The 19880-nt window shown below is 69.7% G+C and carries 22 protein-coding genes; 11 read left to right on the top strand and 11 right to left on the bottom strand.

Going from position 1 to position 19880, the window contains the following annotated elements; genetic code table 11:
* The 3 genes from ABZ319_RS30605 to ABZ319_RS30595 form a co-directional block, all read right to left on the bottom strand.
* Positions 1–1219 (bottom strand): glycosyltransferase 87 family protein (locus ABZ319_RS30605; RefSeq protein ID WP_354989988.1); only part of this gene is annotated, 1219 nt, incomplete at its 3' end.
* Positions 1220–1640: 421 nt separating this feature from the next.
* Entirely contained in the window at positions 1641–2981 is a 1341-nt protein-coding gene (locus tag ABZ319_RS30600) for a hypothetical protein (RefSeq protein WP_354989987.1), read from the bottom strand.
* Between the two features lie 4 nt (positions 2982–2985).
* A complete protein-coding gene (locus tag ABZ319_RS30595; protein WP_354989986.1) occupies positions 2986–4059 on the bottom strand; it encodes a DUF3089 domain-containing protein in 1074 nt (357 codons plus the stop codon).
* An 87-nt stretch (positions 4060–4146) separates the two neighbouring features.
* Here ABZ319_RS30595 and ABZ319_RS30590 point away from each other — a divergent pair, with 87 nt between their 5' ends.
* Both ABZ319_RS30590 and ABZ319_RS30585 read left to right on the top strand, forming a co-directional pair.
* The gene (locus ABZ319_RS30590; protein ID WP_354989985.1) at positions 4147–4836 is read left to right on the top strand and encodes a TetR family transcriptional regulator; all 690 of its coding nucleotides are present in this window, start codon (positions 4147–4149) and stop codon (positions 4834–4836) included.
* Positions 4837–5163: 327 nt separating this feature from the next.
* Positions 5164–6060, top strand: a complete 897-nt coding sequence (locus ABZ319_RS30585; RefSeq protein ID WP_354989990.1) for a DUF1295 domain-containing protein — start codon at positions 5164–5166, stop codon at positions 6058–6060.
* A gap of 57 nt (positions 6061–6117) precedes the next feature.
* On the opposite strand, the gene ABZ319_RS30580 is transcribed toward ABZ319_RS30585, so the two are convergent.
* From ABZ319_RS30580 to ABZ319_RS30555, 6 genes are all read right to left on the bottom strand, one after another.
* On the bottom strand, positions 6118–7092 hold the full coding sequence (locus ABZ319_RS30580) for an alpha/beta hydrolase family protein (protein ID WP_354989984.1): 975 nt from the start codon (positions 7090–7092) through the stop codon (positions 6118–6120).
* 103 nt (positions 7093–7195) lie between these two features.
* Positions 7196–7585 carry a VOC family protein gene (locus ABZ319_RS30575; RefSeq protein ID WP_354989983.1) on the bottom strand — a complete coding sequence of 130 codons (390 nt, stop codon included), beginning with the start codon at positions 7583–7585 and terminating at the stop codon, positions 7196–7198.
* A gap of 111 nt (positions 7586–7696) precedes the next feature.
* On the bottom strand, positions 7697–8017 hold the full coding sequence (locus ABZ319_RS30570; RefSeq protein WP_354989982.1) for a hypothetical protein: 321 nt from the start codon (positions 8015–8017) through the stop codon (positions 7697–7699).
* Positions 8018–8248: 231 nt separating this feature from the next.
* Complete coding sequence (locus ABZ319_RS30565) at positions 8249–8704, bottom strand: DUF4259 domain-containing protein (RefSeq protein ID WP_354989981.1); 456 nt, start codon at positions 8702–8704, stop codon at positions 8249–8251.
* Between the two features lie 101 nt (positions 8705–8805).
* A complete protein-coding gene (locus ABZ319_RS30560) occupies positions 8806–9300 on the bottom strand; it encodes a hypothetical protein (protein WP_354989980.1) in 495 nt (164 codons plus the stop codon).
* A 281-nt stretch (positions 9301–9581) separates the two neighbouring features.
* Positions 9582–10373 carry a GntR family transcriptional regulator gene (locus ABZ319_RS30555; protein ID WP_354989979.1) on the bottom strand — a complete coding sequence of 264 codons (792 nt, stop codon included), beginning with the start codon at positions 10371–10373 and terminating at the stop codon, positions 9582–9584.
* A gap of 96 nt (positions 10374–10469) precedes the next feature.
* On the opposite strand from ABZ319_RS30555, the gene ABZ319_RS30550 reads away from it, so the two are divergent.
* The 8 genes from ABZ319_RS30550 to ABZ319_RS30515 all read left to right on the top strand — a co-directional run bounded on the left by ABZ319_RS30550 (position 10470) and on the right by ABZ319_RS30515 (position 17602).
* Positions 10470–11585 (top strand): TIGR03364 family FAD-dependent oxidoreductase, encoded by a 1116-nt coding sequence (locus ABZ319_RS30550; RefSeq protein ID WP_354989978.1) that lies wholly within the window; start codon positions 10470–10472, stop codon positions 11583–11585.
* 35 nt (positions 11586–11620) lie between these two features.
* Positions 11621–12310 carry a phosphonatase-like hydrolase gene (locus tag ABZ319_RS30545; RefSeq protein WP_354989977.1) on the top strand — a complete coding sequence of 230 codons (690 nt, stop codon included), beginning with the start codon at positions 11621–11623 and terminating at the stop codon, positions 12308–12310.
* 83 nt (positions 12311–12393) lie between these two features.
* Complete coding sequence (locus ABZ319_RS30540) at positions 12394–13461, top strand: 2-aminoethylphosphonate ABC transporter substrate-binding protein (protein ID WP_354989976.1); 1068 nt, start codon at positions 12394–12396, stop codon at positions 13459–13461.
* Positions 13462–13495: 34 nt separating this feature from the next.
* Positions 13496–14680: an ABC transporter ATP-binding protein gene (locus ABZ319_RS30535; protein WP_354989975.1), complete on the top strand. Its 1185-nt coding sequence runs from the start codon at positions 13496–13498 to the stop codon at positions 14678–14680.
* Positions 14677–14946: a hypothetical protein gene (locus ABZ319_RS30530; protein ID WP_354989974.1), complete on the top strand. Its 270-nt coding sequence runs from the start codon at positions 14677–14679 to the stop codon at positions 14944–14946. The genes ABZ319_RS30535 and ABZ319_RS30530 overlap by 4 nt, the downstream gene beginning before the upstream one ends.
* Positions 14943–15839: a 2-aminoethylphosphonate ABC transporter permease subunit gene (locus ABZ319_RS30525; protein WP_354989973.1), complete on the top strand. Its 897-nt coding sequence runs from the start codon at positions 14943–14945 to the stop codon at positions 15837–15839. The genes ABZ319_RS30530 and ABZ319_RS30525 overlap by 4 nt, the downstream gene beginning before the upstream one ends.
* Positions 15840–15842: 3 nt before the next feature.
* Entirely contained in the window at positions 15843–16640 is a 798-nt protein-coding gene (locus ABZ319_RS30520) for an ABC transporter permease subunit (protein WP_354989972.1), read from the top strand.
* A gap of 26 nt (positions 16641–16666) precedes the next feature.
* Positions 16667–17602 (top strand): DUF6301 family protein, encoded by a 936-nt coding sequence (locus tag ABZ319_RS30515; protein WP_354989971.1) that lies wholly within the window; start codon positions 16667–16669, stop codon positions 17600–17602.
* A 5-nt stretch (positions 17603–17607) separates the two neighbouring features.
* Here the strand turns inward: ABZ319_RS30515 and ABZ319_RS30510 are convergent, their stop codons facing one another.
* A complete protein-coding gene (locus ABZ319_RS30510) occupies positions 17608–18189 on the bottom strand; it encodes a hypothetical protein (RefSeq protein WP_354989970.1) in 582 nt (193 codons plus the stop codon).
* 100 nt (positions 18190–18289) lie between these two features.
* Positions 18290–18664, bottom strand: a complete 375-nt coding sequence (locus tag ABZ319_RS30505; protein WP_354989969.1) for a MerR family transcriptional regulator — start codon at positions 18662–18664, stop codon at positions 18290–18292.
* A gap of 48 nt (positions 18665–18712) precedes the next feature.
* On the opposite strand from ABZ319_RS30505, the gene ABZ319_RS30500 reads away from it, so the two are divergent.
* Positions 18713–19825: an alkene reductase gene (locus tag ABZ319_RS30500; RefSeq protein WP_354989968.1), complete on the top strand. Its 1113-nt coding sequence runs from the start codon at positions 18713–18715 to the stop codon at positions 19823–19825.
* The last annotated feature ends 55 nt before the right edge of the window (positions 19826–19880 follow it).

Below are 19880 nucleotides of genomic sequence, written 5' to 3'. Positions count from 1 at the left end.
GCGGCCGGTCAGGATAGTTCCACCACCAGCCCAGGCACCGGGCCAGCACGACGGCGGTGGGCGCCCACCGCCGTCGTTCCCGGGTGGTGAGCCCGTGGTGCAGGGCGAGCACGAGCAGGGGCACGAACCACACCCAGTGGTGCCCCCAGGAGAACGGGGACGCGCAGGCCGAGGTCATGCCGGTCAGGGTGACCGCCAGCAGGGTGCGGCCGGTGCGGTGCGCCACGACCGCGGCCGCGAGACCGAGCACGATGACCGGGGTGGCCGCGGCGAGCCACAGCCACGTCGGCGGGGTGTACACGGCCCAGCCGGGTGCGGTGGAGATGAAGCTCTGCGCGTCCAGGAACCGGAGCAGCTGTGCGACAAAGCCGTTGATCGACTGGTTGCCGGGCGAATCGACCGAGCCGACGCGGCCGGACGTGGCCACCTGCGCGCCCCAGTAGGTCCAGGAATCCCGCGGGCGGACCAGGAATCCGACGCCGATGGTGCCGGCGAAGGTCGCGACGGCGACGCCGAATGCGCGCCACTGCCGGGTGCAGGCGAGATACACCAGGAAGAACGCGGGTGTGAGTTTGATGCCGGCCGCGATGCCGACGCCCATGCCGCGCGTGCGGGCCGAGGCCGGACGGGTCAGATCCCACACGATCAGCAGCACCAGGAACACGTTGATCTGACCGAGCCAGATGGTGGATCGCACCGGTTCCAGCGCGGTGCACAGCAGCGCGAGCAGCGTGGCGAACAGCCACGTGCGTGGCGTCCGCTCGAACCGCAGTACCAGCAGGCACCGGGCGACCAGCGCGATCAGCGCGGCCATGATGGCCAGCCACCAGATCACCTTGGTCGCGGTCAGCCCGAACAGGGCGAGCGGGACGAAGGTGATCGCGGCGAACGGCGTGTAGGTGAATTCCATCTCCCACACCACCGGTCCCCGGTACAGCGGGTTCCGTTCCAGCAGCGCCTGTCCGCCCGCACGGTAGACCTGCATATCGAGGTCGCAATTGAACAGCCCGTAGTACGGATTGCCCAGCGGCAGCGCGAATACGTGCCACACCAGAACGCCCACCGACAGGCACGCGCAGACGGCCAGTACCCGGTTGGTCACCATTCGATGGTCGCCGCGATCGGGCGAATCCGCACGCCCCCGGCGGTTTTCGCGGTCGATTCCGCCGCGATCGGCCGCGATCGCGAGCGCCGTGCTGTCGTTCCGAACGGTCCTCACCATCGTCTCCTGTCCGGCAGAACTGTGCGTCGAGCAGGGCGAGAGAGCTGGAACCGATTCGCCCGTGCTGGCGGATGGCCGGATGGAAATCGGCCGGGCAAAGAATGGGGGTATTTCAGCCGATGCGAATACTAGCGGTATCTTTCACCCGCTCGGAGCCATGAAACACCCCAAAACCGGCTTACCGGACAGGATTTCATTATCGATTCGGTGAATTCGATGTCGGCAGCACGCCGAAGTCACAAATGCGACAGGGCCGCAACCCCGTGAGAAGTTGCGGCCCCGAAGAAAAAATCAGGCTGCGGGATTCCACGCCCGAAGAATGGGTACTCGAAATGTCTTGCGAGAGCATACCGCCCGGCAGTGGCCCTCGTGCATGCCAAAACGCTGGTCAGGTGGTATTCATCCGAGTGAAACGGCGCTAATTGCCTTGGCAGCCGGTCGCTTCGAAATCCGCGACCGTCCGGTAGTACTCGCCGCCGGGGTAGTACGGGCCCATTCCCGCCGCCTCGGACCCCCGGGTCAGGTTCTGAATCGACTCGGTGAAGCCGGGCGAGGGCATCATATTGCGCACCATCAGTACCGCCTGCGGCAGCGTGCCCGCGGGCAGCCAGGCGATTCCGCATTCGGTGCGGGCGTTGGCCGGGCGGTGCGGGCCGGTGGAGACGGCGATGGTGTAGAAGCCTTGCGCGTCAACGGGAATCTGCTCGTCGTAGACGCACTGATAGACCGCGGTCGACCACGGATTGTTCGAGCACACCGACCAGTACCGCACCTGGCCCGCGCCCATCCGGGCGGTGCCGGCCAGGGTGTGCGGCGCGGTGGGCGCCTTGCCGCGCAGCACCAGCACCTGCCCCAGTCCGGTGTCCGTGGTGGTGGCGATGTACTTGTTGTCGGGATTGTCGAAGAAACCGCCCGCCGCGCCGAGGCGTTCGGTCACCTCCTGCACCCGGGGCAGCACGGTGTCCCCGGTGATCTCGTTGCCGAACAGCAGGCCCGCGATCGCGGTGGGCAGGTTGGTGAACTTGGACCAGGCGGGCGGATTCGTGCCGAAGAGCCCGATCGCCGGTGTGTCGAACAGGGCCGCACCGGTGCCGGGATCGGTTGCCGGCGCGGCGTATCCGGCGGGCTCGCAAGCGGGCACCGTGCTGCGCCTGCCGTCGGCCTCGACCAGGGTGACCGTCGGCAGCGGCACGCCGCCGGCGAGGTCGGCGCCGGTGTCGGGCAGGTACACCCGGATCAGGAACAGCGCGCCGTTCGGCGCCGTGGATCGGGTGCCGTCGGAGCTGGTGGTGTACAGCGTGTTCGCCGGGCGATCGGTTTCCGGTGCGCGGCCGTCGACCAGCCGGACGGTGTAGGAGCGGTTGCCGGCCGTGCGGTCCGCGCCGTCCAGGAACGGGTTGACCGACCCGGCGTCGGGAACGATGGCCTGATCGTTGAGCCCGTCCACCGAGGCCGAGGTGCGGCTGTAGGTCGCCATGGACAGGTAGCGCGCGTGCGGGAACTGTCCACTGATCTCGATGTATCCGCCCCGCGGGACAGCCATGTTCGAGCCCCGGTAGGTGGCGCCGGTGTCCGGGTAGGCGATATTGACCTTGTCCGGTCCGGCCTGGAATCCCCACGCGCACGCGGTATTCGGGCCGAGCAGGATATTTCCGTGCGGTGCGGCCGCGGCGGTGGCGGCCAAGGCCGTTGTCCCGCTCGCCAGCAGTGCGGAGGCGAGCGCGAGCGACGCGGCCCGGCCGCGGATTCGGTCGAACACGTCGCTATTCCTCGTTGTTCAGGTAGGCGCGGGTTTGCGCGGCGACGATATCGACGAGATCGGGTTGCGCGAGATTCACGTCCCACAGGTGCAGGCCCCAGGTGGGATTGGGCACCGTGGGCAACGCGGTCGCCGCGGGCGCGCCGGTGCCGGGTCCGCCGCCGCCGATCATGAGCACGTGCGGCCCGTCGCCGGTGGCGCAGGACGCGGTGTAGGCCCGCACCTCCTGTCCCGCGACCGCGCTGCGCAGGGTGCGGTCCGAGCGGCCGGTCAGCGCCGACGGGTCGGTGCAGAGTACCTCGTAGTCGGGGCCGAAGACGAAACGTCCACGGGTGCCGGAGGTTCCGGCCTCGGTGGGCACGACACCGTAGCGGGTGCCGGGCGGCGGGGTCTCCGCGAAGGCCGAATAGGCGATGACACAGCCGAATTGGCCGGGCTCGGTGCAGCCGGGGACGGAGTCGAAATCGCCGCCGGTCAGCGCGCCCCGGCGGACCAGCACGTTGCTGCCCGGCACGATCGCGGCGACGAGCTGCCGTTGCGCGGGCTGTCCGTCTATGCGGTTGCGAATCAGAGCGCGCAGCATGGTCGAACCCTGCGAATGCCCGATCAGGACGACGCCGCGGCCGTTGTTGTGGTGCGCGAGGTAGTCCTGCCACGCGCCCTCGAGGCTGTCGTAGGCGATATCGAGCGCCGCCGAGCGCGCCGGACCGGGCGAGTTCTGCAGGCCGCGCAGCGTGCTCTGCCGATAGACCGGCGCCCAGACATTGCACGCCGCGCCGAAGGGCGCGGCCTGCTGCTGCGCGATGAACCGCTGTTCGGGCCCGGGGGTCAGATCGGCGTTGTCGGTGAGCTGCGCCGAGATGGTCGGGTACACGTAGAAACAGTCGACGGGGGCGTCCGCTCGCCCGCCGCAGGGGTCGCCTGCCTGCCCGGGGCGGCACAGCCAGACCGTTTCCGGTGCGTCGGCGCGCGCCGCGGGCGCGGGCACGGCGCCGAGTCCGGCGGCCAGCAGGGCCAGGGTCGCGGCGATCGGGAGCCGGGCGCGCCGGCGACCGGCCGGACTCGTCTTCGGGCGCATGCGCGGAATCTAGCAGGTCGCCGCCGCCGCGGCGGCGAAGCGCGGCGCCTGTCGGCCACACCCCGGTAACGCCGTTACCCTTGGGGAGTGGGACGAGAGCAAGAGTCGGAAGTGACGGCGCGAATCCTCGCGGTGGTGCTGGAACTGCTGGCCGCCGACGGCTACAACGGCGTGCACCTGCGCACGGTCGCGAGCCGGGCGCACGTCTCGCTGACCCGGATCTACAAGCTGTTCCCCACCCGGGACGAGTTGATCCTGGTCGCACTCGAACAGTGGATGGCCGAACACGCCTATGCCGAGGTCGAATTGCCCGTGCCCGCTGAATCCGTGCGTGACGCGCTGACCCGCGTGCTGCGCTGCGTGTTCGAACCGTGGGAGCGCAATCCCACGATGCTCGAGGTGTATCACCACGCGCGGTCGGGACCGGGCGGGCAGCGACTGGACCAACAGGGCCTGGCCGCCGTCATGCCGGTCGCGGTGGACGCGCTGCGCGATCTGGATCCCGAGTACATTCACGATCTGGCCATCATCCTGACCAATATGGCGCTGGCGCTGATCAGCCGATTCGCCACCGGCACACTGGAAATCACCGGCATTCTGCCGATTCTCGAGCGGACCGTCTACCGGCTCACCGCCGACAACGAGACCGCCTCGAAACAGCGCACCGCGAGCCACGCGGAGGGACAGATCAACGCCTCGCTGGCCGATGTCTCCGAGAGCCTGGGCCAGATGGTCACCCGCGCCCAGCCCCCGGAAAGCCACGCCAACCGGGCTTGACCGCCGCGGGCTCACCGCCCACACGGGGACGGTCGAGATCGATTCGGGCGGTGCGTATTTCGCGCCCAGGCGGCGGCCTCGCAGCCCGATGCCGCCGAGCTGGCAGGCGGGCCGGGCGCCACCGAGCAGACGGTGGCGATGCCCGGCGTCGTCGCAGGGCGGGGCCACACCTCCCGGGCCGGGATCTCGCCGAGCCGTCCCCCATTCAGTGAAACGTGTTACATTTTTGGCCGCCGTACCCGGCGTCGCGCCAGCTCAGGGCCGAGGCCGGCAGGTACGGCCGGTAGGAGGTGGCGGTCAGTGGAGTCCCCGAGCGCGGGTTCACCGGTGGTCCGGAGCAAGTCGGCGTCGCTGGGGCTGGTCGGCCTCGCCTATGTCGTCGTGGTGGCGGTCGGCGGCGCATGGCTGGCATGGGGGCCCGATACCGGCCGGCTGTGGCTCGACGGGCTGATCGCCGATGTGCTGGCCACCCTGGTGGTGTTCGGATTCAGCCGGGTCTACCGCAATTCGAGTTTCTATGACGCGTATTGGAGCGTCATTCCGCCTCTGCTGCTGGCGTATTGGTGGAGTCAGGCCGGGCCGGGCGTGGATCAGCTGCGCTGCTGGCTGATCGCGACGGTCATGATGCTGTGGGCCGTGCGGCTCACCGGGAACTGGGTGTACGCGTTTCCCGGTCTGCATCACGAGGATTGGCGCTATCCGATGCTGCGCGAACGCGCGGGGCGGTTCGGGTTCCTGGCCGATCTGGTGGCGATCCACCTGGTGCCGACCTTCCAGGTGTTCCTGGGCATGATCCCGGTGTACGTGGCCGTCACCCGGCCCGGCGAGAGCGTGACCTGGCTGGTGTGGGTGGCCTTCGCGCTCGGAACGGCCGCGGTTGCACTGGAATTGGTGGCAGACACCCAGATGCACCGATTCGTGGCGCGGCGCGCGCCGGGGCAGGCCATGGATTCGGGACTGTGGAGCTGGTCCCGGCATCCGAACTATTTCGGCGAGGTGAGTTTCTGGACGGCCATGGCGCTGTTCGGGGTGGCCGCCGCGCCGCGGGACGCGTGGTGGATGTTCGTCGGGGCGCTGGCCATGCTGGCCATGTTCCTGGGCGCGAGCATTCCGATGATGGAGCAGCGTTCGCTGGCGCGGCGGCCGGAGTATCAGGATGTGGTCGACCGGGTGTCGAAGTTCCTGCCGCGGCCGCCGCGCAAGCCCGCGGCGGTGCGGGGCTGATTCAGGCTGCGCGGGTGCGGGGTTCAGCGGGTCCGTCGGCTCTGCGGCGCGCGGACCTCACACGCCCAGGGCGGCGGCGAACACCGGCCAGGAGTCATGCAGGTCGTCCTGCCAGTACGGCCAGGCGTGGGTGCCTGCCCGGAACACGGTGGTGGCCGGAATGCCCAGTGCGGCAAGGCGGCCGGTGAGCGAGAGGGTGCAGTCGCGCACCACGCTCTCCATCGCGCCGCCGACCAGCATGCGATCGGTCAGGCGAGCCACATCGCCCCCGATGGACGGGTCCGCGAGGGTGTCGTGCACGCCGGGACCGCCGTTGCCCGCCGAGATGTACAGGGCCGTGCCGCGCAGGCGTTCGGCGTTGACGACCGCGTCGTTGGCGACCCAGGCCGGATCGTCGGGTGACCACATGTTGTCCGGGTTCGCGCCGAACAGGCGCAGGGAGGAGCGCACGACCGCGCGGGCGAAGGGGTCGTTGGTGCGCGGGCAGCCGCTGAAGGCGCCCACCGCCTGATAGTGACCGGGGGCGGCCAGGGCCAGGGCCAGCGCGGCGGAGGCCGACATGGAGATTCCGGCAATGGCGTTGCGGCCGTTGAGGCCGAAGCGGTCGCCGAGCACCGCGGGCAGTTCGTCGAGCAGGAAGCTCGACCATTTGTTGCGGCCCAGCGCCGGATCGTCGACCGCCCAGTCGGTGTACTGCGAGGCGCGCCCGCCGATGGGCTGGATCACCGTGACCGGCTTGTCCGCGAAAAACTGCGCGGCGTCGGTGCGGTTGGTCCACGGGCCGCCGGATTCGCCACCGTCGATGGCGTTGAGCAGGTACAGCGCGGGCGCGGAGCCGCCGGCGTGCGAAATCCACACCGGCACTGTGCGATCCATGGCCGCGGAGTAGACGGTGGCCTCGTATTGGCGGCCGCCGAGGGGACGCACGTCCACGAGCGCGGGCGCACCGCCCGGGGCCGCCGTTGCCACCCCGGGCACCAATGCGGCTAATGCGGCTATCAGGACGAGCAGACAGAGCGAGGACCGGCGCATGGAGGGATTATTCCCCGGCAGCGGCCCGGTTTCCGGTATCCCACGCGGCGACTTCGCGGATGTCCGACATAGCGGACAGGCCCACTCGGCTACCGGGCAGCGTTCACCGGTTCGTCTGCATGATCTGAATGAGGTTGCCGCAGGTGTCATCCAGCACCGCCGTGGTGACCTCGCCCATCTCGGCGGGTTCCTGCGTGAAGCGGACGCCGAGCCCGCGCAGGCGTTCGTACTCCGCGCGCACGTCGTCGACGGCGAAGGAGGCCAGCGGGATTCCGTCCGCGAGCAGCGCGTCACGGTACGGCTTGACGGCGGGGTGACCGGACGGCTCGAGGAGCAGTTCGACGCCGTCCGGCTGTTCCGGGGAGACCACGGTGAGCCACCAGTCCGCGCCGATCGGAACCTGATGTTTGACCTGGAAGCCCAGGATCTCGGTGTAGAAGGTCAGCGCCCGCAACTGATCGTCGACGAAAACACTGGTCAGGTTGATCCGCATGGGGTGCACTCCGATTCGTCGGTTCTGATCCACCGCCCGGCGCTGCTGTGCAGCGGGGTGGCGCCGAGGTCGGAGGCCCGCCGGGGCGGGCTCCCCGAGGGGCGGGTGACATCAGGGGGTGAGCAGGTGATTCGGACAGTAGGTCATGATGTCGATCTCGGTGGCGGTCATGCCGTTGATGCCCACGTTGGTGCCGGGATGCAGGCGGTCGAAGGCGATCAGCACGCCCTTGCGGCCCGGGTTGCGATCGATGTCCGCACAGGTCTTGCGCCCCAGCTTGATCGAGAGCTGCTTGAACGCATCGGACTGACCCTGGTCACCCATCAGCAGCAGCCGCAACTCGTCCTGCGGCGCATAGGCCTGCGCCTGCACCGACCCGGCCAGCGACAGTGCGGCGGCGGCGATGCCGACCGCGACGATCCGACGAAACACGAGAACCCGCCTTCCATCTCCACCGATACCCGGCCGCTATGACCGATGCCCGGAATCTACCGGCCCGATCCCCCGGAACCGGGGATTGCGATCGGCCCCGCACCGGATCAGACCGAAAAGTCCGCTATGCCGGTGGAAGTTCCCGCCCACGCCCCGGACCGCCCGAGCGACTCGCGTCGCACCGATTCCCGTGCCCGGCCGGGCATCCGCCCGGGCATGGGCAGCGCCGGTCTACAGCGGGAGAGCCTGCTGGTCCTTGTCCACCGTGGCGGGCAGGAGGACCTTGCGGAGGTCGGCTATGGCAGCGAAGGCCTCGTCGGGGCTGTCGGCGCCGTCCTCGGTCCAGAGGTCGAACCATTCCGAGTTCTCGCCGACCACGCGGGTCAGGGCCCGGACCGCCAGCGGCGCAAAGTCTTCGGAGAAGGCGATCGTGCCGCCTTCGGTCAAGAACGCCGGGGCGTAGTGGGAGGTTATCGGCGTGCCGCCGGGCAGGGTCGAGGCCACGATCGCGGCGGCGGCCACGGCCGCGCAGGCCTCGTGGTCGTCGAGGTAGCCGGTGGTCTCGGCGGTCACCGTCAGGGCGTGGCGCACCAATTCCGGGCGCAGCGCCGGGTCGGCGTCGTGGAGCGCACCGCACCAGTCGGCGGCGCTGTCGTTGTCGAACGGGCCGGTGTCCCAGGTACCCATCAGCATCCTTTCGTCGGTACCGGCACCGTACGCAATCGGGCCGACAAAAGTCCGCACCGACGCGGGAGTTGGCGCGGCAGAGCGTCATTGGACGCGCGAGGCTACGGGGCGAGCATGCGGGGCGGGTGCGGCTGGAGATGGATCGTGGCCACCAGGTCGCCGTAGGGCGCGGTGCCGTGCGAGAAGCGGTGGCCCAACCGGGCCAGGGCCGAGCGGAAGCCGTGCTTCGTGCGAACCGTTTCGTTCAGGTGGGCGGCCCAGTGATCATCACGGACGATCTGCACGACCCCGTAGTGCTGACGACTGCCGATCGCGGGTCTGCCGCGCCAGTCGCCCGCCTGGATCACCACCCGGCGATCGTGAGCGAGCTGCTCGGACTCGATGTCATAGGAGGAGAGCAGAAAGTTCAAGCGGCCGTACTCCGCGGGCACCACGAGGTGCGGCGTGGTCGCGATGCGGTTCGGCGCGATCGGGCGGGTCACCAGCACCGACAGCGCGTTCCACCACATCGAACCGGGTTGTGCGGCCGCATTGGTGGCGGGCAGGGTGTTTCCGCGTAGATTCAGGGCAGCCGTCGGCGCGGTTCTCATCGTCACGGTGGATCTCCAAACTCGTTGTTCTTCAGTACCTTTCAAACCCAAACCCGAAAAAGGCAGGTGGGAACAACAACTCCGGACGCCCCCGCGCCGATGAGTGAGCGCCGTAATTGTCCCGATCTCGAGGTTAGCCTCGCTTACGAATCCGTGCCACGACCGACACGGCGCGGCCCCGGGACCAGGCATAACGATTGACGCACCCGCGCCGCCGGCCCGAGATCGGCCGCGAACCCGGACTCACATCACGGCGAATCCGGGGGTGGCGAACGCGCCGCCGCGCATCAGTCGGTGAGGGTCGCCTGGAACGCGATGCGGTCCCCGCGATAGAGCGAGCGCACATGCTCGATGGCGACGCCCGCGGCATCGACGCTGCGCCGGTTGAGCAGCAGCATCGGCAGGGCGGTGGTGCATTCCAGCAGCGCGGCCTCGCGCGGGGAGGCCAGCACGGTCTGAATGCGTTCGGTAGCACTGGCGTAGACGACGCCCATGCCCCGCGTGGCCGCGTAGAGCGAGGTCTGCGGGTCGTAGGTGGCGCGCAGCCCGGCGAACCGCGGCAGCGGCATGAAGGTCGACTCCAGGCCGATGCGCTCCCCGTCGGCGAGCAGGACGCGCTCCAGATGCATGACCGGCGTGCCCGGCGCGATGCCCAGGGCGGCGGCGGTATCGGGATCGGCGGGCTCGTCGGTCCAGCCGATCAGCACACGACCGGGCGTGCGCCCGAACGCCAGCGCGCCCTCGGTATAGGACCGCAGCGACAGGGGCTGCACCATTTTCGGGCGCGAGACCACCGTGCCCCGGCCCTGACGGCGAATGCGCCCCTCCACCAGCAGTTCCCGCACCGCCTGGCGAACGGTCTCGCGCGCCACCCCGCAGCGCAGCGCCAGATCGCGCTCCGACGGCAGCGGATCCCCTTCACCCAGTTCCCCCAGTAGCGATTCGAGCTCGGTCCGCACCCGGTACGACTTGGGCAAACGCGCCTCGGCGGCGGAAGACGCTGCGCCGGATGCCGTTTCATCGCTCGCACGGCCCCCGGACCGCCGGCCGCCCACCCCGGCAACCTCGGTTGTGTCCATGCCCCCAGCATACAGACTATTGGTCTATACCAATTGTTTACCCAGCGTTATCCCACGAAACACTCCTAGGTCTAGACCATTGGCCACCATGAGCCCATGCGATTGGTGATTATCGGCGGCGGCATCCTCGGCACCGCCCATGCGCTCGCCGCCGTCCGGCGCGGGCACGAGGTCGTGCACCTGGAACGCGAGGTCGAAGCCCGCGGCGCGACCGTGCGCAACTTCGGCCTGGTCTGGGTCTCGGGCCGCAGCGCGAACGAACTCGACATCACGTTGCGTTCGCGGCAGCTGTGGGAGGAGATCGGCGGCCAGGTGCCCGGCGTCGGGTTCCGCGCCACCGGATCGATGACCCTGGTCCGCAACGAACACGAACTGGCGGTGGCCGAGGCCGCGGTCGCGAACCCCGGCGCCGCGGACCGCGGCTTCGAACTCCTGGACGCCGATCGGGTGCGCACGCTCAACCCGGCCCTGCGCGGCAAATTCCTTGCCGGACTGCACTGTTCGACCGACGCCGCGGTCGAATCCCGCCAGGCCCTGCCCGCGCTGCGCCGCTACATGGAGGCCACCGAGCGCTACAGCTTCTTCGCGGGCACCGAGGCGCGCACCGTCACCGGCAGCACCGTGATCGACGACCGCGGCCGCCGGCACGAGGGCGATCTCGTCCTGGTCTGCCCCGGCGCCGCGCACTCCGGGCTGACCCGCGAACTCGCCGGCGATCTCCCGGTCCGCCGGGTCCGATTGCAGATGATGCAGACCGCGCCGCTCGGCGAGCCGCTGACCACCGCCGTCGCCGACGGCGACAGCTTCCGCTACTACCCCGCCTTCGCGGGCGCGGAGCTCGATCGCCTCAATCTCGAACAGGCACAACCGTTCACCGCCGCGCAGCACAAGATGCAGCTGCTCATGGTGCAGCGCCTGCACGGCGGGCTCACCATCGGCGACACCCACGAATACGACGAACCGTTCGCCTTCGACGTGGACGAGGCCCCGTACGAACACCTGATCTCGGTGTCCGAGGAACTGCTGGGCCGCAAGCTGCCGCAGGTGGTGCGCCGCTGGGCGGGCGTGTACAGCCAGTCCATCGATCCGGGCGCCATCGTGACCCGCGCGCAGGCGAGCGACGCCGTCTGGGTGATCACCGGCCCGGGCGGGCGCGGCATGACCCTGGGTCCCGCACTCGGCGAGGAAACCGCCGACCTGCTGCACCTGTGAACCACCCACCACACCTACCCGACAGGGGAATCATCTTGTCCGACAAGCGCATCGACCTCGCGGTACTGGACATGGCCGGCACCACCGTCGCCGACGACGGTCTGGTGGAACGCGCCTTCGAGGCCGCGGTCACCGCCGCGGGCATCCCGGCCGAGGGCCCCGAACGCGAGGCGGCGCGCGCCTTCGTCCTGGACACCATGGGGCAGTCCAAGATCTGGTGCTTCCGCACGCTGCTCGGCGATGAAGAACTCGCGCAGACCGCGAACCGCGCCTTCGAGGCGGCGTACACCGAACTCGCCGAACAGGCCGGTGTCACACCGATTCCCGGCGCCGCCGAGGCCATCGCCGAGCTGCGCGCGGCGGGTGTGCGGGTCGCGCTCACCACCGGATTCAGCCGCGAGACCCAGGACCGGCTGCTGCGGGCGCTGGACTGGACCGAGATCGCCGACCTGACCCTGGCCCCCTCCGATGCCGGGCGCGGCCGCCCGTTCCCCGACATGGTTCTCACCGCCGTGCTGCGCCTGGAAATCGACGCCGTGGATCGCGTTGCGGTACTGGGCGATACGACCAGCGACATCGCCACCGGCCTGGCCGCGGGCGCGCGGATCGTCGCGGGCACGCTGACCGGCGCGCACGGGGAAGAACAGCTGCGCGCGGCGGGCGCGACCCACGTGGTGCCCTCCGTCGCCGACTTCGCACGCCTGGTGCTGGATCAGCGGGCCTGACCCGAAGACTCCCCGCGTTCGCGACGCGGGGTTGCCCCCATCCCTTCGACTCGTCTCCCCTCGAACCGAAAGTTGTAGTCACCGTGCGTAATACGAACAACCGCCTCGCACGCACCCTCGCCCGCACCGCACTCGTGCTGACCTCGGCCACCGCGCTCGCGTTCGGCCTGACCGCATGCGGCGGCACCGGCACCGATTCCGGTGACGGCAAGACCGTCACGGTGTACTCCGCCGACGGCGTCGGCGACTGGTACAAGAGCCAGTTCGCCAAGTTCAAGGATCAGACCGGCATCGCGGTCAACCTGGTGGAGGCGGGCTCGGGCGAGGTCGTCAACCGGGTCGACAAGGAGCAGTCCAACCCGCAGGCCGACGTGATCGTCACCCTGCCGCCGTTCATGCAGAAGGCCGACAAGCAGGGGCTGCTGCAGCCCAGTGGCGTGGACACCGCCGCGTTCCCGGCCGCGGACAAGGACGCGGGCGGCAAGTGGGTGACCCTGGCGGGCAACTACCTGTGCTTCATCGCCAACCCGTCGGTCGATGCGGCCAAGCTGACCTGGGACGACCTGCTGAAGCCGGAGTTCCAGGGCAAGCTCCAGTACTCCACCCCCGGCCAGGCCGGTGACGGCACCGCCGTGCTGATCCTGCTGCAGCAGCTCTACGGCAAGCAGGGCGCGCTGGACTACCTGACCAAGCTGCAGGCCAACAACGTCGGGCCGTCCTCCTCCACCGGCAAGCTGCAGGCCAAGGTCGACAAGGGCGAGATCCTGATCGCCAACGGCGACATCCAGATGAACCTGGCCACGGTGAAGGAGAAGGGCTCCAAGTTCAGCGTGTTCTTCCCGGCCGCGGCCGACGGCAAGTCCAGCACCGTGGCGCTGCCGTACCTGGTTGGCCTGGCCAAGGGCGCCCCGCACACCGACGAGGGCAAGAAGCTCATCGAATTCCTGCTCTCGGCCGACGTGCAGAAGACCCTGCCCGAGGCCAACGCGGTCTCCGCGCGCACCGACGCCAAGGACGCGCCAGCCGCGGGCAACGGCCCCTCCCCCGCCGCGCTGGTCAAGAACGTGGAGATCGTGCGCCCGGACTGGAATCAGGTCCTGACCGATCTCGACGCCGATGTCGCGGCGTACCAGAAGGCAACCGGTAGTTGAGTTCTCGATCCCGCAGAGCCCAGGAGCAGCAACCATGTCCTCCGCGTTGACGACATCCACGGCGACGGCGGCCACCGCCACCGAGCCGGCCATCGTGTTCGACCGGGTCGGTGTCACCTACCGTCGCGGCCGCACGACCACCGTCGCACTGGCCGATTTCAACCTGCGCGTCGCCGCGGGGGAAACGGTTGCGCTGCTGGGGCCCAGCGGGTCCGGCAAATCCACCGCGCTCAAGGCGCTGGCCGGATTCGTCCGGCCGACCTCGGGCGCGGTGCGGCTGGCCGGGCGCGAGGTCACCGATCTGTCCCCCGCCAAACGCGGCATCGGGGTGGTGGTGCAGTCCTACGCGCTGTTCCCGCACATGCGGGTGAGCGAGAACGTGGCGTTCGGGCTGAAGGCGCATCGGGTGCCGCGCAAGGAGATCGGCGATCGGGTGCGCGAGGCGTTGGAGATGGTCGGCATGGGCGCGTACGCCGGGCGGCTGCCGCGCGAGCTCTCCGGCGGGCAGCAGCAGCGGGTGGCCATCGCCCGCGCGCTGGCCATCCGGCCCAAGGTGCTGTTGCTCGACGAACCGCTCGCCGCGCTGGACGCCCAGTTGCGCCAATCCATGCTGGGCGAGTTGCAGCAGTTGCGAAAGGCGTTGCCGGACACCGCGATGCTGTATGTGACCCATGATCAGTCCGAGGCGCTGGCCCTGGCCGACCGGATCGCGGTCATGCGCGACGCGCGGCTGGTGGACATCGACACCGCCCACAACCTGTGGCGGCAGCCGGCCACCGAGTTCACCGCCGCGTTCCTGGGCGGCGCGAATCTGCTGCCCTGCCGCGTGAATCACGTCTCGGGGACCGCGGCGCTGGTGACCGTCGGCGAGCACACGCTGCGGGCGGAGGCGCCGCTGCCGGGCGTGGGGCGGCCCGACTGGGTTCCCGACGCGCGGGCCCAACTGTGCGTGCGGCCGCACACGGTGCGGATCGTGCCGCTCACCGAGCGGGACGCGTTGCGCGGCACCGTGATCACCGCGGTCTGGAAGGGCGCGGTCACCCGGCTGCACCTGTCGGTCGCCGGAATTCCCGGTGAGCTGACCGCCGAGACCCCGGGGCACACCGAACTGGTGGCCGGGGACCAGGTGGGCGTGCGCTTCCCCGACCCGGCCGGCGTGCTCATTCCGCCGGGCATCGGGACCGACTCCGCCACGGCCGATCCCGAGGTGCGGGCATGAGTGACGCGCTGCCGCAACGACTTCGCGCGGCGACCGGAGATGTCCTCGGGCTCGCCGGGCGCAAGGTGACGGTGCTGACCGGGGCGGCGGGGCCCGCCGCGCCGTCCCGGCGAGCCGAGGCTTCGACATCCCCGGCCGCGCAGGCAGAGTCCGCCGTGCCTCCGATCGCGCCGGCGGAGTCGTTCGCACCACGGCCCGCCTCGAGCGAGGGCTGGGCGGAGCTCTTCTCGACCGTGGCGGCCGTGCGCGACAGGGGGCGGGCATGACCGCGCTACTCGAAACACCCTCCGCTCCCGCGACTCCGGAGCGGCCCGCGCGCAGGGGCTCGCTGCGCGCGGTCGCCTGGACGCTGCCGCCCGTGCTGACGGTGCTGCTCATCGCGGCCTACCCGATCTGCCGGGTGCTGTGGGAATCGACGACGACGAAGGACGGCGGGCGCGGGATCGGAACGTGGACCGGCGTGCTGGCCGAGCCCTCGTTCCGGAACGCGCTGTGGCGCACCGTGTCCATCGCGGTCTGCTCGACCATCGGATGCCTGATCCTGGGCACGTTCCTCGCGATCGTGCTGGCGTTCGTTCCTTTTCCGGGATCGCAGCTGGTGGGCCGGCTCATCGACACCGTGCTGACGCTGCCCTCGTTCCTGGTGACGCTGGCGTTCACGTTCCTGTACGGCACGGCCGGCGCGGTGAACGCGCTCATCGGCGAGCTGACCGGGAGTTCGGAACCGGCGCTGAACTTCCTGAGCACGCCGTGGGGCATCATCCTGGCCGAGATCACCTTCTTCACCCCGTTCGTGGTGCGGCCGCTGCTGGCCGGGTTCGCGCAGCTGTCGCGGGAACAGCTCGACGTGGCGGCGAGTCTGGGAGCCTCGCCGTGGCGCGTGCTGCGCTCGGTGGTCATGCCCGAGGCGTGGCCCGCCCTCGCGGCGGGCGGCAGTCTCGTATTGCTGCTGACCCTCAACGAATTCGGGATCGTGCTGTTCACCGGCGCCAAGGGCGTCATCACGCTGCCCGCGCTGATCTACACGCGCGGCATCGTCACCTTCGATCTGCCGGGCGCGGCGGTGCTGGCCTCGGTGCAGGTGCTGCTGTCGCTGAGCCTGTACCTCGGGTACCGGCTGCTGTTCGCCCGTCTGACCGGAACCCGTGGAGAGAGCTGAATCATGCTGGTGTGGACACGTTCCGGGCGACTCGCGGTACTCGCGTTCTTCGCCCTGGTGGTCGCCGTCGTCTTCGTGGCGCCCATCGCCACCGTGGTGGCGGCCGCCCTGGCCGGGCACTGGACCGGCCCGCTGCCCTCGGATCTCGGCTTCGCGAACTTCGGCCGCGCGCTGGAAGGTGAACAGGCGGCCAGCCTTTCGGTCAGCCTGCAGACCGCGCTGCTGGCGGGCGGCATCTCCCTGATCCTCGGGACCTGGGCGGCCCTGGCCGCCCGCGAGGCCCCGCTCTGGCTGCGCCGCGTCACCGACGCGGTCTTCCACCTGCCCGTCGCCATCCCCTCGGTGGCGATCGGCCTCGGCGTCCTGATCGCGTTCAACGAGCGCCCGCTGCTGCTCGGCGGCACCAAATGGATCGTGATCGTGGCCCATACGGTCCTGGTCCTGGCCTACGCCTTCAGCGGCGTCTCCGCCGCCCTGGACCGCCTGGACCCCGGCTACCGCCAGGCCGCCGAGTCCCTCGGCGCGGGCCCCGCCCGCGTCCTGTTCCGCATCACCCTCCCCCTGCTGCTCCCCGCCCTCGGCGCGGCCGCCGGCCTGGCGATAGCCCTGTCGATGGGCGAACTCGGCGCGACGATCATGGTCTACCCCGCGACCTGGAAAACCCTCCCCGTCACCATCTTCGCCGCCACCGACCGCGGCGAGGTCTTCGACGCCGCCGCCAGCACGACCCTGCTGGTCCTGGTGACCCTGGCCGCCCTGGTGGTCCTGGGCCGCCTGAAAGGCCGCGCGGCCCTGCGCTGACGGTGGGTCCGGTTAGCATGCCGGGCGTGAGGATCGATGTCGACCATGCCGCCCGAATCGCCGCCGCGGCAGCGGAATTCGACTGGACCTGGCGGCCCGCAGACCTGGCGCGCTGGTGCGCGGCGACAGGGTGGGCCATCGCCCAGGAGAACACCAGGTCGGCGCGGCTGATCGCCGATCCGGCCACGGGCCGGCCCACGGCCACGGCGTCGTACGGCGCGTACCCCGCCGGCGACCGGTCCGATGCGGGGCTGTGGCTGGAATACCTGTCGATCAACGTCGCCGAGGCGGAAGCTGCTGCCGCAGAAGATGTCACGGCGACGCACGCGGCGTTGCAAGCCGCGATAGGAAACGTGCTCGGCCCACCCGCGGCGTCCGGCCAAGCTCCGGACGCCGCCACCACCTGGCGATCACCCCGGGCGCTGGTATCCCTGCACGCCGATTCCCGTTCCATCGCACTCGATGTCGTCAATCCGCGATACTTCGACCGCACGGACCCCGGGCCGAAGCCGAGCCACGTGGTGGCCGGGCCCATCCGGCACCGGGATTGGGCGGCTCTCGCGGACGCGCTGGGGCAGACGCTGTGGCGTCTGCCCGCGCCGACCTACCTCATCATGGACGCCCCCGGCAATCGCTTCGCGCAGTTCGCGGTGGCCCACGACGAACTGTCCGCAGAGATCTCCAGCAATACCTGGCTGGATCAGGAGTTCCGCATGACGGCCCCGGAGGAGATCCGCATGGCCGAGCTGGGGTGGTCGCCCTACAGCGAACAAGGCTGCCCCAACTGGTACTACGACGTCGCATTCCCCGGTCGCAAGCCGGACTTCGAGGCGTCGGCCCGACGCGCAGTCACCACACTCCGCGAGGTCATGCACATCTCGGATCCGACACGACTGCGGGTGGAAGCGTGGACTGTAGGAACTCGTCTGGTCCCCGACCTCACCGAGCTGCTGGCCGGGTAGCCGGCTCAGATGCTGAAGAAGCCCGCTACACCGCGTCCGGGCGACTCCGCGGCCTCCCTGGCCCAGGTGATCGCCGCCTCGGCCCACTCCCGGGTGTTGCTATCGAGGACGGCCAATTGGTCCCGGGTGAGGGCGTCCCACTGCTCACACATCTGGACGCAATAGCTGTGGCTCCATTCGCCATAGCCGCCTTCATCGTTCGACAGCGGCGCGGGATACATCCACTCGAACACGGTCAGACCCAGATCGACGCCGAGCTGTCCGAGCCGCTCGTCCACCATCGCGAGCCAAGCACCGTGGTACGGGCCCTTACTGTCCGAGAACTCCGCGTAGAACGCGCAGATCTTCTCGAAGGCGTCCGCGTAGCGATACGAATACCTCTCGAGGAAGGGACCACCGTTGATAACCGCATGCACTGCCTCGCCCATCGTCGGAGCCCCCTCGTCGCGGCACGGGTCGCCGTCCACGCGCTCGAACTCCTTCGCGAATCGCGTCTCGGTCATCCGCCGCAGTTTGCCGTCTCCCAGTCCGACAGCCTCCAACGGCTTCGCCAGATCGACGACATAGACCCTCAAGAATCTGCCCACCGCCAGACCCTATCCAGCGGTCACGACACGAATCTTGCTCACGCACAACGCGGGTCCGAGTCACTGGAGCCGGGTTCGTCGGTGTCGATTACGACCCCGTTCAGGCGGGCGGATCGTCGGGGTCCGTGGCGGCGTTGATCACGCCGTCCAGGACCTCGCGGGCGCGGTGGAGGTCCTTGATCGTGGCGTCTATGCGGGCGCGTTCCTCGGTGAGGGTGTGCAGGAGGTAGGGGGTGGCCACCGCGTTCGGGGTGCCGTCCTCGTCGTGGATGCAGGGTAGGAGGTTGACTATCGTGCGGCTGTGCAGGCCCGCGGCGTACATCTCCTGGATGCGCAGGACCCGGTCCACGGCCGAATCCAGGTAGTCGCGCTGACCGCCGGGGGTGCGGGTCGAGGTCAGTAGGTCCTGGGACTCGTAGTAGCGCAGGGAGCGGACGCTGACGCCGGTTCGATCCGCCAGTTCACCGATGCGCACGATGTTCTCCTTGCAGCTGACATTGATGTCAGGTTCTACGGTACCGGCATGATGCTGCTGACCGACTACCTCGGACCACACCTGACCCTGCCCAACCGGGTGATCATGTCGCCCATGACCCGGCTGCGCTCGCACCCGGACGGCTCGCCCACCGCCGACGTCGCCGACTACTACGCGCAGCGCGCCACCGCCGGACTCATTGTCAGCGAGGGCATCTGGCCGCACAGCAGCGGGCAGAGCGAGGCGTGGGTGCCGGGTTTGCAGACCGTCGACCACGTGCGCGCGTGGCGGGCGGTGACCGAGGCCGTGCACGCGGCGGGCGGGCGAATCTTCGCCCAGCTCATGCACGGCGGGCGCAAGGGGCATCCGCTGGCGCGGATCGACGGGAGCGTCCCGGCGGGGGCGTCCGCGGTCGTGGACCCGGAGCGGGTGCACCTCATCGCCGGAGGCAAGGCGGACCCCATCGTGCCGGAAGCGATGACCACGGCCGAGATCGACGCCACGGTAACGTATTTCGCCGACGCGGCCCGCAACGCCATCGCCGCCGGGTTCGACGGGGTGGAGCTGCACGGCGCGAACAGCTATCTGCTGCACCAGTTCCTGGCCGACAACACCAACCTGCGCACCGACGAGTACGGCGGGTCCATCGAGAACCGCGTACGGCTGCCGTTGCGCGTCGTGGACGCGGTGACCGCGGCCATCGGCGCGCACCGCACCGCGATCCGTCTCTCCCCCGGCAACCCGCAGTTCGACATGATCGAGCGCGATCCCGGCCCGCTGTACCGAAACCTGGTGGCCCAGCTGGATACTCGCGGCCTGGCCTATCTGCATCTGACCGATGCCGACGACTACGCCGCCCTGGCGGACCTGCGCGGGCTGTGGCGGGGCACGCTCATCGCCAACGTCGGCGAGAACCGCACGCCCACCACCGCCTCGGACGCGGAACGGGTGCTCGAGAGCGGGGTCGCCGACGCCGTCTCCTTCGGGCGCGCTTTCATCCCCAACCCGGACCTGGTCCATCGCATCGCGCACGAACTACCGCTGGCGGCACTGCGCGACGAGTTTCTTTACGGCCGCGACGCACGCGGATACAGTGACTATCCGCGCGCGAGTGAAAGACTCGTTTCGAGTCCCGCGAATAGTCGCGTTCAGCCGAACTGAAACACAATTCCGGGGAAATGGAAGTTGGGCCTAATACCGAATGGTCGGTATTAGG

The organism is Nocardia sp. NPDC005978, from assembly GCF_040614455.1.
Classification (GTDB): domain Bacteria; phylum Actinomycetota; class Actinomycetes; order Mycobacteriales; family Mycobacteriaceae; genus Nocardia.
Note: the sequence above shows the minus strand (reverse complement) of the source record. Positions and strands in the feature narration are given on the sequence as shown.

Coding starts and splice junctions, on each gene's coding strand:
- ABZ319_RS30595 (WP_354989986.1), bottom strand. CDS start 4,059: ATGCGCCCGAAGACGAGTCCGGCCGGTCGCCGGCGCGCCCGGCTCCCG.
- ABZ319_RS30580 (WP_354989984.1), bottom strand. CDS start 7,092: ATGCGCCGGTCCTCGCTCTGTCTGCTCGTCCTGATAGCCGCATTAGCC.
- ABZ319_RS30575 (WP_354989983.1), bottom strand. CDS start 7,585: ATGCGGATCAACCTGACCAGTGTTTTCGTCGACGATCAGTTGCGGGCG.
- ABZ319_RS30565 (WP_354989981.1), bottom strand. CDS start 8,704: ATGGGTACCTGGGACACCGGCCCGTTCGACAACGACAGCGCCGCCGAC.
- ABZ319_RS30555 (WP_354989979.1), bottom strand. CDS start 10,373: ATGGACACAACCGAGGTTGCCGGGGTGGGCGGCCGGCGGTCCGGGGGC.
- ABZ319_RS30550 (WP_354989978.1), top strand. CDS start 10,470: ATGCGATTGGTGATTATCGGCGGCGGCATCCTCGGCACCGCCCATGCG.
- ABZ319_RS30535 (WP_354989975.1), top strand. CDS start 13,496: ATGTCCTCCGCGTTGACGACATCCACGGCGACGGCGGCCACCGCCACC.
- ABZ319_RS30530 (WP_354989974.1), top strand. CDS start 14,677: ATGAGTGACGCGCTGCCGCAACGACTTCGCGCGGCGACCGGAGATGTC.
- ABZ319_RS30525 (WP_354989973.1), top strand. CDS start 14,943: ATGACCGCGCTACTCGAAACACCCTCCGCTCCCGCGACTCCGGAGCGG.
- ABZ319_RS30520 (WP_354989972.1), top strand. CDS start 15,843: ATGCTGGTGTGGACACGTTCCGGGCGACTCGCGGTACTCGCGTTCTTC.
- ABZ319_RS30500 (WP_354989968.1), top strand. CDS start 18,713: ATGATGCTGCTGACCGACTACCTCGGACCACACCTGACCCTGCCCAAC.